Consider the following 14,816-nt stretch of genomic DNA (forward strand, 5'->3'; position numbering starts at 1 on the left):
CGGACCCCCCGCGGCCCCTGCCGGAGTTCCCGGCGCGCCGCGATCTCCGAAACGTGTTGACCTGCGCGTCCTTTCCGAGTCAGGGTCGTTCCGGCACGGGTCACCTGTCCCCGTGCCGGAAGGATGACTGCCTTGATCGGCATCTCGGACATCGAAGCCGCCGCCGAGCGGATCGCCGGACACGTCGTACGCACCCCGACCCTGGACAGCTTCGGCCTCTCCGAGCTGCTCGGCGTCCCGGTCACCACGAAGCTGGAGCTGTTGCAGCGCACGGGTTCCTTCAAGGCGCGCGGTGCGACGGCCAAGCTGCTGTCGCTCGGCGCGGCCGAGTCGGCGGCCGGGGTGGTGGCGGTCAGCGGCGGCAATCACGGGATCGCGCTCGCGGTGATGGCGGCGGCGCTCGATGTGAAGGCGACGGTGGTGATGCCGCGTTCGGCGCCCGCGCGGTCCGTCGCGCTGGTGGAGGCGGCGGGCGCGTCACTGCGGCTGACCGACGACATGCCGAGCGCGTTCGAGCTGGTGGGCCGGTTGCGGGACGAGGGGCTGACCCTGGTCCACCCGTTCGACGACCCGGTGGTGATCGCCGGACAGGGCACCGTGGGGCTGGAGTTCGCGGAGGACGCCGGTGAACTCACCGACGTTCTGGTCAGCATCGGCGGCGGTGGCCTGATCGCCGGGATCGCCGCCGCCCTGCACGCCCGCCGGCCCGGAATCCGGGTCTGGGGCGTGGAGACCGCGGGCGCCGAGGCCATGTCCGCGGCGCTCGCGGCGGGCGGCCCGGTGCCGGTCGTACCGTCGTCGATCGTGACCACGCTCAGCGCGCCGACCGTGTCGCGACTGACGTACGACCATGTCTCGGCCCTCGTCACCGAGGTGCTGATCGTCCCCGACCGGGAGGCCGTACAAGGCTGTCTCGACCTCGCCGAACACGCCAAGGTGTGGACCGAGCCCGCCGCGGGCTGTCTGCTGCCCGCCGCCCGGCAGGTGCGGGAACGGGTCGGCGCCGACGCCCGGCTCGGCCTCGTGGTCTGCGGGGGCAACGCGACGGTGGGCGACATCACGGCCTGGGCGGCGGACTTCGGACTGAGCTGACGTCCCGTCAACACGCCTCGTCCATGGGCTTGTTGACGAATCCCACGAGTCCGTCCTCACCCCTCGGCGGGGGCGACCCCGGCAATTCCTCGCGTCGCGCGATCACCTGCTTCACGCCGAGGACCCAGGAGACACACCCTCCCCCTGCTCACTCCCGCCCCACCGTCCCCCTCCGCACTGATCCAACTGCCGCTCCAACACCCTGCGTAGAGTCGCCCCATGGAATTCCGCAAACTCGGCCGCAGCGGTCTGACGATCAGTGAGATCGCGTACGGCAACTGGCTCACCCACGGCTCCCAGGTCGAGGAGGACGCGGCGCTCGCCTGCGTACGGACCGCACTCGACGCGGGGATCACCACCTTCGACACCGCCGACGTCTACGCACAGACCCGCGCCGAGTCCGTGCTCGGCCGGGCACTGAAGGGCGAGCGGCGGGAGGGCCTGGAGATCTTCACCAAGGTCTACTTCCCGACCGGTCCCGGACCCAACGACCGGGGCCTGGGCCGCAAGCACATCATGGAGTCGATCGACAGCTCGCTGCGCAGGCTGCAGACCGAGTACGTCGACCTCTACCAGGCACACCGCTACGACCCGACGGTGCCGCTGGAGGAGACCATGGAGGCGTTCGCCGACGTGGTCCACTCCGGCAAGGCGCACTACATCGGCGTCTCCGAGTGGACCGCCGACCAGATCCGAGATGCCCACGCGCTCGCCCGGGAGCTGCGTATCCCGCTGGTCTCCAGCCAGCCGCAGTACTCGATGCTGTGGCGGGTGATCGAGGACGAGATCGTGCCGACCTGCGAGGAACTCGGGCTCGGGCAGATCGTCTGGTCGCCCATCGCCCAGGGCGTCCTGACCGGCAAGTACGCGCCGGGCGCCCCGCTGCCGGCCGGGAGCCGTGCCACCGACGAGAAGGGCGGCGCGGACGTCATGGGCCGGTTCCTGCGGGACGACGTCCTGGAGCGGGTCCAGCAACTCCGGCCACTCGCCGAGCAGGCGGGGCTCTCCCTCGCCCAACTCGCCGTGGCCTGGGTGCTGCAGAACCCCAACGTCTCGGCCGCCATCATCGGCGCCTCCCGTCCCGAACAGGTCACCGAGAACGTCAAGGCCGCGGGGGTCGAACTGGACGCCGACCTCATGCGGGCCATCGACACCCTCCTCGACCCGGTCGCGGAGCGCGGTACCGCCAAGGCGGGCCGGGACTGACGCAAAACGAACCCCGGCCACAACCCGAGGGCCTGGTCAGAGGCACGGCGGCGGGAAAGTCGAACGTTACCGCTGGTTACCACCAGCTCGGGGCCGTGCTATTCCGCCGCGGAAGCCTCCCGGGCGAATTCGGCCGGCCCGGGACACGCGCGTCGACCTGGGACCTCCCCCGCGACTCGGTTTTCTCGCACATCCGCTCGGAGCCGTTGAATAAAAGGCAAGAAACACCGGGGAATTGGGCTTCCATTGAACGCTGCCCATCACACCCACCGTACTTCTGGAAAAGGTGAGAGCCCGGGGTTCAGCGAGGGATGGCCATGGTCGACACGCACGTCTCCGTACACGAGTCGGTCGCCGGCAGATACCGGCCCATGGAGGTCGCCCACCGCGAGACCAACCGGATCTCCTGGTACGGCGAGGACACGATCGCCGAACGCCCCTGCCTCCTCACGCAGGTGGCCCTCCCCGCCGTCCCGGAGGGGGAGAGCTCCGGCCGGATCACCGACGGCATCCGGCGCACCACCGACGTCATGGTGCTGCTGTGCCCCACCCGGGTCGCCCCGGTCGTCGACGCCGTCGAGGAGGCCGGCACGCTGTGGACCGTCACCGACTGGATCGACGGCACACCGCTCGGCCAAGTCCTCGCCCAGCAGGGCACGTTCCACTACGTCCGGGCCGCCCGCATCGGACTCGAACTGCTCGACATCCTGGAGGCGGCGCACAGCGAGGGCATCACCCACGGCGAACTCAGCCCCGGCCAGGTGTTCGTGCGGGACCGGGGCGGGGTCGTCCTCACCGGCTTCGGACTCGCGGGCGCCACCCTCGCCCCGCGGATCACCGCACCCTCGTACGCCTCCCCCGAACAGGCACGGGACGAGCGCATCGGTCCCGCCGCCGACCTGTGGGCGCTGGGCGCGATCCTCTACACGCTGGTCGAGGGACACCCGCCGTTCCGCGACCGGGGCCGCCCCGAGGCGACCATGAAGGGCGTGGACCGGCTCCCGATGCGCGGACCCTCGCGGGCCGGGCCGCTGGCGCAGGTCGTGCAGGGGCTGCTGCGCAAGGACTCCCGGGAGCGGCTGACCCGCCCGGTGGTCCGCGAGTCCCTCACCCGCATCCTCAACGACGACCCGTACGCCGACCGGGATCCGGTCCCGCTGCCCCGGCTGCGTCGGGCCTACGACGCCGTGCGCGGGGCGGGTACCACCTGGAGCGGGCGGGGCATGGCCGCCGGGACCGCGCTCGCCGTCGGCACCGTCACGGTCGCCGTCCTCGCCGCCACCCACCAGTTGCCCGGCACCGAGTCCTCGGCCGCGACCACCCCCTCGCAGCTCCCGACCGCTTCGGCCTCCGCCTCGGTCACCACCCCCGGTGAGAACGTCGACGGGCACGCCTACAGCCCGTCCGCCACGCCTTCGCCCACGGCCCCGACCTCGCCCGCCGCTTCCGCGTCCGCCTCGCCCTCGGTCACCGCGTCCCCCTCCCCCACCGCCTCGGCGCTGCCGGCCGGCTTCCGCGTGTTCAAGGCTTCGCAGGGGTTCTCCGTCGCGCTCCCCAAGGGCTGGAAGGTGGTGGAGACCCAACAGGCGTCCGACGCCTACCGGATCACGTTCGGCGCCTCGGGCGACCCGCGCACGCTGGCCGTGACGTACAGCACTCAGGCAGGCCCGGACCCGGTCGCCGTATGGCGGGACGACGTCCTTCCGGGGCTGAAGCAGACCGAGGGCTTCCAGCAGATCGGCGACATCAAGGCCACGACGTACCAGGGCGACAAGGCGGCCGACCTGGAGTGGCTCTCCGGGACCGGTGACGCCCGGGTGCGTACGCTCGGGCGCGGTTTCCTGATCGGCGGCGGGCGCAGTTTCTCGCTACGGTGGACGACGCCCGCCGACGAATGGAACGACGCGGCCAACCGCCAGGCCTTGCAGACCTTCTTCAAGACCTTCCGCCGGGCGTCGAACTGACGGCGACGCGAGGGCCGGGCGCTCAAACCAGCGGCAATGGGTGGATATAGGCTGCCTGTTCGTACCACGCCCCATCACAAGCCCAGGAGAGTCCGCCTTGACCGTAGTGATCGACCAGGCCGAGACGTCTTTCACCGCCCTCGACGACGCCGGCCTCGTCGCCCGGGACGCGCACGAGTTCGGAGCCTACGCCCGCACCGGTGGCTGGGCCTTCGGCCTCAAGGTGGCGCGCAGCGTACGGCCCGGCGGGCAGAGCGCGGAAGAGACGCCGAAGGTGTCCGCGAAGGAGTTCGCCGAACTCGCCGACTGCTCCCCCGAGCGTGTCATGCGCTACTACAAGGCCTGGGACCGGGCCGCGGACGACGGTCTCGTCCCGCACTTCGAGGAGCTGGCCCCGGGCCAGGAGGTCGAACTGCCGGACGCCGACGTGTGGTTGAACTACTACGTCTCCCGTTCCAGCGCCACCTCCGAGCGCGGCACCGCCATCTCCGAGGCCGCCGAGGCCGAAGGCATCCGTCCCACCAAGGCACTTGAGGTCGCGGAGAACCCGACCGCGCTGCGCGCCGCGATCCTCGCCGACCCGTCCACCGCGCGGGCGGCCCGGCAGGCGCTGCTGGACCGAGTGCGTGAAGACCCCGAGCTGCAGGCCGAGTTGGCCCGCGACGTGGTGCGCACCGACGACCTGAAGAAGGCCGTCGCGACGGAGAGCCGCTCGGCGGACCGGATCGGCTACGTCCGGCAGATCGCCGAGTCGGGGCAGATCAAGACCCCCGCCGGGCAGACCGTCGACGCACCCCTCGACGTACGCCAGGAGGCCGAGCGGCACCTCTCGCTGCTCGACGAGCTGGAGGACGGCGAGGACACCGGCGAGTGGGCCACCGAGGCCTACGACACGATGAAGAACCTGGTCGTCGAGACGGTGGAGGCCGACCCCGAACTGCGCGTCCAGGAGAAGCGGACGAAGTTCTACAGCAGCCTCCAGAAGGCCACGAAGGCCTTCGAGGAACTGACCTTCGACGACGCCCAGGACTTCTACGAGGCCGACATGGTCCAGCGTCTGGAGGAACTCCAGCAGGCCATCGACACCTGTCTCACCGCGCTGCGCAAGACCACCACGCCGGCTGAGTAGCCGTACTCATGTAGCGGCTTCGGCCCTCGGACACGATGGGGCTCCCCACGACAAGGGAGCCCCATCGTGTCCGTCGTTCCTTCCGCGCCGCGCCGCCGTCTGCCCGCCGCCATGGTCGCGCTGGTCGTGGCCGGCCTGGCCCTCTCCGCCTGGCATCCGCACGACCGCACGACGTGGTTCCTGGAGACCGTGTGGGTCTTCGTCGGACTGCCGGTGATCGTCCTGACCTGGCGGCGGTTCCCCATGACCGGCCTGCTGTGCTGTCTGCTCGCCGCGCACGCGCTGGTCCTCGCCGTCGGCGGCCACTACACGTACGCACAGGTACCGGCGGGCGACTGGGTCCGGGACACGTTCGGGCTCAGCCGTAATCCCTACGACCGTCTCGGGCACCTCATGCAGGGCTTCGTACCGGCGGTCCTGGTACGGGAGTTGCTCACCCGCACCTCACCCCTGCGCGGCAGCCGCTGGCTCGCGCCGCTCACGGTGTGCGCGTGTCTCGCCTTCAGCGCGCTCTTCGAGCTGTTCGAGTGGGCGGCGGCCGTGATCGGCGGGCACGGCGCGGACGCGTTCCTGGCCACGCAGGGGGATGTGTGGGACACGCAGTGGGACATGTTCTGCGCGCTGATCGGAGCCACGGTCTCGGTGCTGGTGCTGAGCCGGGTCCACGACCGGCAGATGGCGCGGCTCGGTGTCATCGGGTCGTATCGCGCTGTCGCGCCCACAGCGGCAGTACGAACCAGCACAGCAGGTACCAGGTGACCACGCCCGCGACCAGCCAGGGCACGTACGCGTCGTGGGTCGCGACCCGGAGGATCAGCAGGAGCGCGGCGGTCATCGTGGCGAGCAGCAGGACGAGGCCGACGAAGGTCAGCCGGGACGCCCAGCGCACCGCCTCGGGTTTCACGCTCCGGCCGGAGACCAGGCGGTGCAGGGACACCGGGCCGATCAGTGCTCCGGTGGCGGTGGCGCCGAGGACGACGGTCACGAGGTAGAGGACCTGGTTCGCGTGTTCCAACTGCTCGTACTTCGGGGTGAAGACGACGGTGAGGAGGAACCCGAAGAGGATCTGTACGCCGGTCTGCGCGACCCGGACCTCCTGGATGAGCTCGCCCCACATCCGGTCCGCTCGCTCGTCGTCGGACTCGTCGCGTCCCGTACGTCGGTCTTCCTGGGTCATGCGGTCCGTGTAACCGGACCGCCGACCGTTCAAACGGTGCCCGGAGCTACCAGCGGCCCTCCACCTGGTCCTTGATCCGGCGGTCGTAGAGGTCCCGGATCGCGGTGAGCGTGTCCTCGGACAGGGCGGGCAGTTGCGCGGCGGCGGCGTTGGCCCGGGCCTGTTCGGGTGAGCGGGCGCCGGGGATGACCGTGGTGACACCGGGCTGGTCGATGATCCAGCGCAGCGCCAACTGGGCCGGGGTATAGCCCTCGGGGGCGAGGGCGGAGAACTCGGCGGCGGCCTCGACGCCCGTCGCGTAGTCCACGCCGGAGAAGGTCTCGCCCTGGTCGAAGGACTCGCCGTGGCGGTTGTAGGTGCGGTGGTCGTTGGCCGGGAAGACCGTGTCCTTGGTGTACTTGCCCGACAGCAGGCCGGAGGCGAGCGGCACGCGCGCGATGATGCCGACGCCCGCCTCCTGGGCGGCCGGGAGCACCTGGAGCAGGGGCTTCATGCGGAACGCGTTCAGGATGATCTGCACGCTGGTCACGTTCGGCCGGGCGATCGCGGTGAGGGCTTCCTCGCAGGTCTCCACGCTGACGCCGTACCGGGCGATGCGCTCCTCGGCGACCAGGGTGTCGAGGGCGTCGAACACCTCGTCCGAGGAGTAGACCGGCGTCGGCGGGCAGTGCAACTGCACCAGGTCGATGCGGTCGACGCCGAGGTTGCGGCGCGAACGGTCGTTCCACGCGCGGAAGTTGTCGAGGACGTAGTTCTCCGGGATCTGGTCGACGCGGCGGCCCATCTTCGTCGCGACCAGGACCCGCGGCTCGGGCCGGCCGCTCAGGAACGCGGCGATGGTCTGCTCGCTGCGCCCGTCGCCGTACACGTCGGCCGTGTCGAAGAAGGTCACCCCCGACTCCGCCGCCGCCTCCAGTACGGCGAGGGCTTCCTTGTCGTCGACGTCTCCCCAGTCGGCACCGAGCTGCCAGGTGCCGAGCCCGACGACGGATGCCTGCTGCTGCGACCTGCCGATTACACGTTCGTCCATGCCGTCAGTCTGTCATCCGCCACTGACACGCGCGGAACGGGCTCCTCCGGGCCCCGACCTGTGAATCTTTCACTCACACGAGTGAACCCATTCGACAGGATGCCTACTCGTGTCAACGGACACCTAGCGTGTGCGCGTGACCGATCATGTGGCGAACAACCTCCAGCCGGGGAACGGCAGTTCCGCTCCCTGGACCCGTCGCGGCTTCCTCCTCTCCGCGGCCGCCCTGGCCGCCGTACCGGTGCTCCTGTCGGCCGACCCGGCCGTCGCCGCGGCCGAGCTGCCCGACTTCCCCGCCGAGGTCGACCTGTACCGCTCGGCGTACCGGAACTGGGTCGGTGAGATCACCGCCGACGGGCTGTGGGCGTGCGCGCCGACCGACGCCGAGCAGGTGGTGTCCGTCGTCAACTGGGCATGGCAGCAAGGGTGGAGGGTCCGGGCGCGTGGTTCCTCGCACGGCTGGTCACCGCTGACGATCGAGCCGGGTACGGAGTCCGACGCGCCGGTGCTGCTGGTCGACACCGCCCCGCACCTCACCGGCCTGAGCCTCGACTCCGCGTCGGCCGTACGGGCCGGTACGGGTGTCACCCTGGAGGCGCTGCTCACCTTCCTGGAGGGGCACGGTCTCGGTCTCACCGCCTCGCCCGCGCCCGGCGACCTCACGCTCGGCGGCGCCCTGGCCATCGACGCGCACGGCACGGCCGTACCGGCGAACGGCGAGCAGCGGACGGCCGGGCACACGTTCGGGTCGCTCAGCAATCTGGTGCTGTCGCTGACGGCGGTGGTGTGGGACGCGGACACCGGCGCGTACGTCCTGCGGACCTACACCCGCGACGAGGCGGACTGCGCGGCGCTGCTCACCCATCTGGGGCGTGCGCTGGTCACCGAGGTCGTGCTGCGGGTCGGCGCGAACGCCAATCTGCGCTGCGTCAGCCGTACGGACATCCCGGCCACCGAGTTGTTCGCGGCGCCCGGGTCCGGCGGGCGGACCTTCGCGAGCTTCCTGGACGCGTCCGGGCGGGCGGAGGCGATCTGGTTCGCGTTCACCGAGTACCCCTGGCTGAAGGTGTGGAGTGTCGCACCGACCAAGCCGTTGACCTCGCGGCGCGTCTCGTCGCCGTACAACTATCCGTTCTCCGACAACGTGCCGACACTGGTCGCGGATCTGGTCGGGCGGATCCTGTCCGACGGCGCGTGGTATCTGGCGCCGGTGCTCGGGAACGCCCAACTCGACGTGGCCGCACTGGGGTTGACGGCGACGTTGGCGGCGGACATCTGGGGGCCGTCGAAGAACACGCTGCTCTACATCAAGCCGACGACACTGCGGGAGACCGCGAACGGCTATGCGGTGCTCACCGGCCGGGCCCAAGTGCAGCGCGTGGTGCACGAGTTCACCGAGTTCTACCGGGAACGGCTCGCCGCGTACGCCGCGCTCGGCCGGTTCCCCGTCAACGGCACCGTCGAGATCCGGGTGACTGGCCTCGACCACCCCGGCGACACCGAACTCACCGGCGCCCGCGCCCCGTTGCTGTCCGCGCTGCGGCCGAGCGCCGAGCACCCCGAGTGGGACACGGCCGTCTGGCTGGACGTCCTGACGCTGCCCGGCACGCCGTACGCGGAGGAGTTCCTGCGGGAGTTGGAGCAGTTCCTGTACCGCTCCTACGACGGTACGGACGCCCTGACCCGGGTCGAGTGGTCGAAGGGCTGGGCCTACACCGAGGAGGCCGCGTGGAGCGACGAGGAGGTGCTGGGCACGGCGGTCCCGGGTTCGTTCGGGGAGTCGGTGTGGGGGCAGGCGGCGGGGACCTTCGACCGGCTGGACCCGCACGGGGTGTTCGGGAACGCCTTCCTGGACCGGTTGTTCGGCTAGCGATGACCGGCGCCCGCGCACTCCCCCTGTGCGCACACCCGGTCCGGTCCGCATGGTCACTCCGGTGTGCCCGCCCACTCCACCGCCCCGCGGCGCAGGGAGAGAGCGGCCGGAGCGACCGCCGAGATCACCGCGAGCACCGCGCAGGCGCCCGCGGTCGCCGCGAGTGTCGCCCACGGGATCTCGATGGGCGTCCCCACCGAAAGCAGGCCCAACGCGCTCCACATTCCTGCCAGGTTGAGCCCGGCGACCAGCGCTCCCAGCAGCCCGCCGACGATGACCACCGTCAGCGCCTCGGCGCCCACCAGCCGCAGCACCTGCCACCTGGTGGCGCCGGCCAGTCGCAGCGCGGCCAGCTCGCGGGCTCGGCCGGAGGTCGCCATGACCATCGTGTTGGCCAGTGAGATGCCGGTGTAGAGGAGGGCGATCCCGAGGACCAGGAAGAAGCCCGCCCGGGTCGTCCGGTCGGTCTCGGGGCGCACCGCACGCAGCCAGGCGTCCTTGGTGAGGACGGCCCCGCCCGCCGCCCGCACCGCCCGGCGCAGATCGGCGGCCACGGTGCCCGGGTCGGCACCGCCCGCGAGGCGTACGTCGACCCGGTCGACGGCTGCGGCGGGGGCGTTGCTCGGGGTGACGTAGACGCCGTTGTCGCCGGTGCCGACGGTCATGACCGCGGCGATCTTCAGTGACTTCCTCGTACCGTCGCCCAGCCAGACGTCCACCCGCTCGCCCACGGTGTGCTTCCTCCACTCCTCGTTGACGATGATCGAGTCGTCGTCCAGGTCGCTCACCTTCCCGGCGGCGAGCGGGAGTTGAGCCGTTGCCGCGAGCGGTTCCGGCTCGGCGGCCCTGGCATCGGACCTGAGGAGCGCGACGCCGTCCTCCAGGACGTACACGGCGCTCGACGAACTCGCCGAGACCTCGGCGCCGGTCACGGCCCGAAGCCGCTTCAGCGTCGGCTCGTCGAAGCCCGCGCCGCCCGCCGGAGTGACGACGAAGTCGGCGGCCGTCCGCTCACGCGCCTCGGTGGCCCTCGCCCGGCCGAGGGTCGCGGTGGCGCCCAGCAGCGAGCCCGCCAGCGCGACCGTGACCAGCACGGGCGCCGCGACGGCGGCGGTACGGCGCACCCCTGCGGCCCCGTTCTCCCGCACCAACATCCCTCCGGCGCCCGGTAGTCGGGCCGGCAGCCAGGCGATCAGCCGGACCAGTGGCCGTACCAGCACCGGCGCGAGCAGCGCGACCGCGGTGATCAGCAGCATGGGCCGGCTCACGTAGGTCTTGCGCTGGAGCAGGCCGCCCGGGTCCGTCACCAGGGCCAGGGCCAGTGTCACCGCGGCGGTGATCAGCAGGGCCACGCCGAACAGCCAACGGCCGCGTGTCATCGGCCGGTTGTCCACGGACGCCTCGCGCAGCGCCTCGGTGGGGCCGGTGCGCCCCGCCCGCCAGGACGCGGCCAGCACACCGCACAGGGCCACGAACAGGCCTGTCCAGAACGCCAGTTGGTAGGGCCAGATGGAGGCGCCGATGGTGAACCAGCGGGGCGCGAGGCTCTCGTCGACCGCCCACTCGGCGAGCTTCGGAGCCCCGTAGGAACCGAGCACGCAGCCGGTGGCCGAGGCGAGCACGCCGACCGCGAGCGCCTCGCCGACGACCATGCGGCGGATCTGCCCCGGTGTCGCCCCGGCGGTACGCAGCAGCCCGAACTCACGGCGCCGTTGGGCCACCGCGAACGCGAAGGTCGAGGCCACCACGAACACCGACACGAACCCGGTGACGCCGCCGGCCGTGCCGAACATGGCGTTCATCGCGGTGAGGGCCTCGCTGTCCCGGTCGGGGTCGGCGTCGGCGTACCGGCGCGCGCTCCCGGTGAGGACCTGTCCGCCCGCGCTGCCGCGCACCGCCTCCCGCACGGCGGCCGCGTCGGCGTCGACCACCAACTGGAGGCTGCGCGGCGAGAGTTGGGCGGCACGGGCGTCGGTGTAGAACACGGCGTTCTCGAAGCCCGACACCGGCACGGTGCCGACGACGCGCACCGTGCCGGTGTCGGTCCGCACCCGGGTGCCCGGACGGGCCCAGTCACCGCTGACGACGACCTCGTCCGCGGCCTCGGGCGCGCGTCCCGCGTCGAGTTCGTACGGCGCGAAGGCCGCGGTGGACCAGGGGTGGCCGACCAGCTCGGCGGGCCCGCCCTCGGCCCGCACGGCGAACGACCGGTCCTCGACGACGTTTCCGAGGCCGCGCAGCTTCGCGACCACCGCGTCGGGCACGGCCCGCGGCTGGGCGAGCTTCCGGGTGCGGGTGCCGTTCGAGGTCGGCACCTCAAGGGTGTCCCGGCCCTTGACGACGACCGGTGCGGCGGCGAACCGCTCCGGCCTCCGGTCGGGGGCGTCCAGTGAGGACGCCAGGGCCAGCCCCATCACGGCGATCAGCGCCACCCCCAGGGAGAGCGCGACGAAGCTGCCGACGAAGGTGATCCAGCGGGTGCGCAGGGTACGCAGCGTGGTGCTCAGCACGGCGCCGCCTCCAGTTCGGTCAGGCACGCCGCGATGTCCGCGGCGGAGGCGCCGAGCAGTTCGCCGTCGACCCGGCCGTCGACGAGAAGGACGACGCGGTCGGCGTAGGAGGCGGCGACCGGGTCGTGGGTGACCATGACGATCGTCCGGCCGTCCCGGTCGACCATGCCGCGCAGCAGCGTCAGTACCTCGCGGCCGGTCCTCGAGTCGAGCGCGCCGGTCGGCTCGTCGCCGAACAGCACGTCGGGGCGGGTGATCAGGGCGCGGGCCAGGGCGACCCGCTGCTGCTGGCCGCCGGACAGCTCCGTCGGGCGGTGCCGCGCCCGGTCGCCGAGTCCGACCTGTTCGAGCACCTCGCGGACCTGGGCCTTCTTGGGGCGGCGGCCGGCCAGCCGCAGCGGCAGGGCGACGTTCTGCTCGGCGGTCAGCGAGGGCAGCAGGTTGAACGCCTGGAACACGAAGCCGACGCGCTCGCGGCGCAGCAGGGTCAGCCCGGTCTCGCTCAGTGTGGTCAGCTCCGTGTCGCCCACGGTGACGGAGCCCGACGTGGGCCGGTCCAGGCCCGCGGCGCACTGCAGCAGGGTCGACTTGCCGGACCCGGAGGGGCCCATCACGGCGGTGAACGTCCCCCTGGGGAAGGCGAGCGACACATGGTCGAGGGCGGTGACGGACGTGCCGCCCGAGCCGAACCGCCGGGTGACCGAGCGCAATCGGATCGCGTCGTTGCTCATGTGTTCCCCCACCAGTACCTGCTCCTCGGCTCGTCGGTGCCTCCACGGAACCGCGGAAGACCCTCGCGACGCAGTAGGCCCCGACCGAGACTTGGGGTAGGGCCAGGCATACCCCCGATACGCACGCTGGGCCGATGGCACCGGACCGGTGGGGCCACCTACGGTCATGCACATGCACCCTCGGAATGTGTGGCAGGCCATGGCCCGGCCGGGCTTCCTGCTGTCGGCCTGGCCCTGGCGCTCCGCCGCGTATCTGCTCACCGGCGCGGTGACCGGCGTCGCCACCTTGGTGGGCATCGTGACGGTGGCGGCGGTCTGCGGTGCGCTCGCCCTCGTCCTGGTGGGGCTGCCCCTGCTCGTCGTGGTCGCTCTCAGCGGGATCCCGGTGGCCCGGGTGGAGCGCCGCAGGGTGCGTCTGATCGACCGCGGCCCGGTGTCCGGCCGGCACCAGGTGCCGACCGCGCCGGGAGTGCGGGCCTGGCTGACCACCCGGCTGCGGGAACAGACGACCTGGCGGGAGCTCGGGTACGCGCTGCTGTTCGCCGGGCTGCTGTGGCCGGTCGACGCCCTGGCCGTCACGGTCGCCCTGCTCGTCCCCCTGTCCATGGTCGCCACCCCGGTGCTGATGGCCACGGTCGGGGACGGCCACGAGGCGAAGGTGCTCAAGCAGTGGACGGTCACCACCTGGCCGACCGCGTTCGGCGTCGCCGTACTGGGCCTGCTCCTGATGGGCCTGTGCGCCTACGCTCTCGGCGTCACGGCGGGCGCTCGCGCCGAGCTGACCCGACTGCTGATCGCCTCCCGCGAGGGCGAGTTGGGCGCCGAGGTGGTCGAACTGGCCCGCTCCCGCGTCCGGTTGGTGGATGCCTTCGAGGCCGAGCGGCGCCGTATCGAACGCGATCTGCACGACGGCGCCCAACAGCGCCTGGTGGCCCTGACGATGACCCTCGGGCTGGCCCGCCTCGACGCCCCGCCCGGCCCGTTCGCCGACCAGCTCGCCAAGGCCCACGAGGAGGCGGGCAAGGCGCTCGCGGAGCTGCGCGAGCTCATCCACGGCATCCACCCCAAGGTCCTCACGGACTACGGCCTTCAGGCCGCGGTCAGCGACGCGGCCGACCGTTGCGTGGTCCCGGTCGACGTCGACCTCGAACTGCCGGGCCGACCGACCCTGGCGGTCGAGTCCGCGGCGTACTTCGTGGTCTGCGAGGCGCTGGCCAACGTCGCCCGGCACAGCGGGGCCGCCGGCGCGCGGGTGAGCGGCGGTCATCGTGACGGACGCCTGTTCCTGGAGGTGAGCGACGACGGCCGCGGTGGCGCGGATCCCTCGGCGGGCAGCGGCCTCACCGGTCTCGCGGACCGGGTGTCGGTCCTGGATGGCAGACTTGCCCTGACCAGTCCGCCGGGTGGACCGACTCTGTTGCGTGTGGAGTTTCCTTGCCAGTTGACCGAGGCGGCCGCTCGCTCCGCGTAGTGCTCGCCGAAGACAGCGTGCTGCTGCGGGAGGGGCTCATCGGTCTGCTCGGCCGCTGCGGCCACGAGGTGGTGGCGGCCGTCGGGGACGCGCCGTCACTGGTCGCCGCGGTCGAGGAGCATGCCCCCGACATCGTGGTGACGGACGTCCGTATGCCGCCCGGTTTCCAGGACGAGGGCCTGCACGCGGCGGTACGGCTGCGCGAGAAGAGCCCCGCGCTCCCGGTCCTGGTCCTCAGTCAGTACGTGCAGCGGACGTACGCCGCCGAGCTCCTGGACTCCGGCGACGGATCAGGCGTCGGTTATCTGCTCAAGGACCGGGTCGGCCAGGTCGAGGAGTTCGTGGAGGCGCTGCACAAGGTGGCGGACGGCGGGACCGTGGTCGACCCCGAGGTGGTGCGCCAGTTGCTGCGGCGGCGCCGCGATCCGCTGGAGCGGCTCACCCCGCGCGAACGCGAGGTGCTGGCACTGATCGCCGAGGGCCGGTCCAACGGCGCGATCGCCAGGGAACTGGTGGTGTCCGACGCCGCGGTCGGCAAGCACGTCGGCAACATCCTCACCAAGCTGGACCTGCCGCCGACCGACCAGACCCACCGCAGGGTCCTGGCCGTCCTCACCTACCTGCGGGCCTGAC

12 protein-coding genes are annotated in these 14,816 nt (G+C 71.9%); 8 read left to right on the forward strand and 4 right to left on the reverse strand.

Features of this window, described 5'->3' with window-relative positions; translation table 11 throughout:
• Positions 1 to 132: 132 nt before the first annotated feature.
• The 5 genes from OG223_RS05575 (at position 133) to OG223_RS05595 (ending at position 6,150) form a co-directional block, all read left to right on the forward strand.
• Positions 133 to 1,092 (forward strand): pyridoxal-phosphate dependent enzyme, encoded by a 960-nt coding sequence (locus OG223_RS05575; RefSeq protein ID WP_329243216.1) that lies wholly within the window; start codon positions 133 to 135, stop codon positions 1,090 to 1,092.
• Between the two features lie 219 nt (positions 1,093 to 1,311).
• On the forward strand, positions 1,312 to 2,298 hold the full coding sequence (locus OG223_RS05580; protein ID WP_329243219.1) for an aldo/keto reductase family protein: 987 nt from the start codon (positions 1,312 to 1,314) through the stop codon (positions 2,296 to 2,298).
• Between the two features lie 311 nt (positions 2,299 to 2,609).
• Entirely contained in the window at positions 2,610 to 4,262 is a 1,653-nt protein-coding gene (locus OG223_RS05585; protein WP_329243222.1) for a serine/threonine-protein kinase, read from the forward strand.
• 106 nt (positions 4,263 to 4,368) lie between these two features.
• Positions 4,369 to 5,391, forward strand: coding sequence for a hypothetical protein (locus OG223_RS05590; protein ID WP_329265152.1), 1,023 nt, complete (start codon positions 4,369 to 4,371; stop codon positions 5,389 to 5,391).
• Positions 5,392 to 5,502: 111 nt separating this feature from the next.
• On the forward strand, positions 5,503 to 6,150 hold the full coding sequence (locus OG223_RS05595; protein ID WP_329265154.1) for a DUF2238 domain-containing protein: 648 nt from the start codon (positions 5,503 to 5,505) through the stop codon (positions 6,148 to 6,150).
• Here the strand turns inward: OG223_RS05595 and OG223_RS05600 are convergent.
• The gene (locus OG223_RS05600) at positions 6,083 to 6,568 is read right to left on the reverse strand and encodes a DUF6328 family protein (protein ID WP_329243225.1); all 486 of its coding nucleotides are present in this window, start codon (positions 6,566 to 6,568) and stop codon (positions 6,083 to 6,085) included. The two genes, OG223_RS05595 and OG223_RS05600, sit on opposite strands and share 68 nt — an antisense overlap.
• Positions 6,569 to 6,614: 46 nt before the next feature.
• The gene (locus OG223_RS05605; protein ID WP_329243229.1) at positions 6,615 to 7,598 is read right to left on the reverse strand and encodes an aldo/keto reductase; all 984 of its coding nucleotides are present in this window, start codon (positions 7,596 to 7,598) and stop codon (positions 6,615 to 6,617) included.
• Positions 7,599 to 7,734: 136 nt separating this feature from the next.
• Between OG223_RS05605 and OG223_RS05610 the strand changes: the two genes are divergently transcribed.
• The gene (locus OG223_RS05610) at positions 7,735 to 9,468 is read left to right on the forward strand and encodes a cholesterol oxidase substrate-binding domain-containing protein (protein ID WP_443073687.1); all 1,734 of its coding nucleotides are present in this window, start codon (positions 7,735 to 7,737) and stop codon (positions 9,466 to 9,468) included.
• A gap of 56 nt (positions 9,469 to 9,524) precedes the next feature.
• Here OG223_RS05610 and OG223_RS05615 read toward each other — a convergent pair whose 3' ends face one another.
• Positions 9,525 to 11,981: an ABC transporter permease gene (locus OG223_RS05615; RefSeq protein WP_329243232.1), complete on the reverse strand. Its 2,457-nt coding sequence runs from the start codon at positions 11,979 to 11,981 to the stop codon at positions 9,525 to 9,527.
• Entirely contained in the window at positions 11,975 to 12,712 is a 738-nt protein-coding gene (locus OG223_RS05620; RefSeq protein ID WP_329243235.1) for an ABC transporter ATP-binding protein, read from the reverse strand. Before OG223_RS05620 ends, OG223_RS05615 begins: the two co-directional genes overlap by 7 nt.
• 199 nt (positions 12,713 to 12,911) lie before the next feature.
• Here OG223_RS05620 and OG223_RS05625 point away from each other — a divergent pair, with 199 nt between their 5' ends.
• Positions 12,912 to 14,183, forward strand: coding sequence for a sensor histidine kinase (locus tag OG223_RS05625; protein ID WP_329265157.1), 1,272 nt, complete (start codon positions 12,912 to 12,914; stop codon positions 14,181 to 14,183).
• The gene (locus OG223_RS05630; protein WP_329265159.1) at positions 14,183 to 14,815 is read left to right on the forward strand and encodes a response regulator transcription factor; all 633 of its coding nucleotides are present in this window, start codon (positions 14,183 to 14,185) and stop codon (positions 14,813 to 14,815) included. The genes OG223_RS05625 and OG223_RS05630 overlap by 1 nt, the downstream gene beginning before the upstream one ends.
• Position 14,816 lies beyond the last annotated feature (1 nt).

This window comes from Streptomyces sp. NBC_01478, assembly GCF_036227225.1.
GTDB lineage: Bacteria > Actinomycetota > Actinomycetes > Streptomycetales > Streptomycetaceae > Streptomyces.

Excerpts from the sequence above, each read along its gene's own strand:
- OG223_RS05600 (WP_329243225.1), bottom strand. The coding sequence starts at position 6,568 with ATGACCCAGGAAGACCGACGTACGGGACGCGACGAGTCCGACGACGAG.
- OG223_RS05605 (WP_329243229.1), bottom strand. The coding sequence starts at position 7,598 with ATGGACGAACGTGTAATCGGCAGGTCGCAGCAGCAGGCATCCGTCGTC.
- OG223_RS05620 (WP_329243235.1), bottom strand. The coding sequence starts at position 12,712 with ATGAGCAACGACGCGATCCGATTGCGCTCGGTCACCCGGCGGTTCGGC.
- OG223_RS05595 (WP_329265154.1), top strand. The coding sequence starts at position 5,503 with ATGGTCGCGCTGGTCGTGGCCGGCCTGGCCCTCTCCGCCTGGCATCCG.
- OG223_RS05585 (WP_329243222.1), top strand. The coding sequence starts at position 2,610 with ATGGCCATGGTCGACACGCACGTCTCCGTACACGAGTCGGTCGCCGGC.
- OG223_RS05625 (WP_329265157.1), top strand. The coding sequence starts at position 12,912 with ATGGCCCGGCCGGGCTTCCTGCTGTCGGCCTGGCCCTGGCGCTCCGCC.
- OG223_RS05580 (WP_329243219.1), top strand. The coding sequence starts at position 1,312 with ATGGAATTCCGCAAACTCGGCCGCAGCGGTCTGACGATCAGTGAGATC.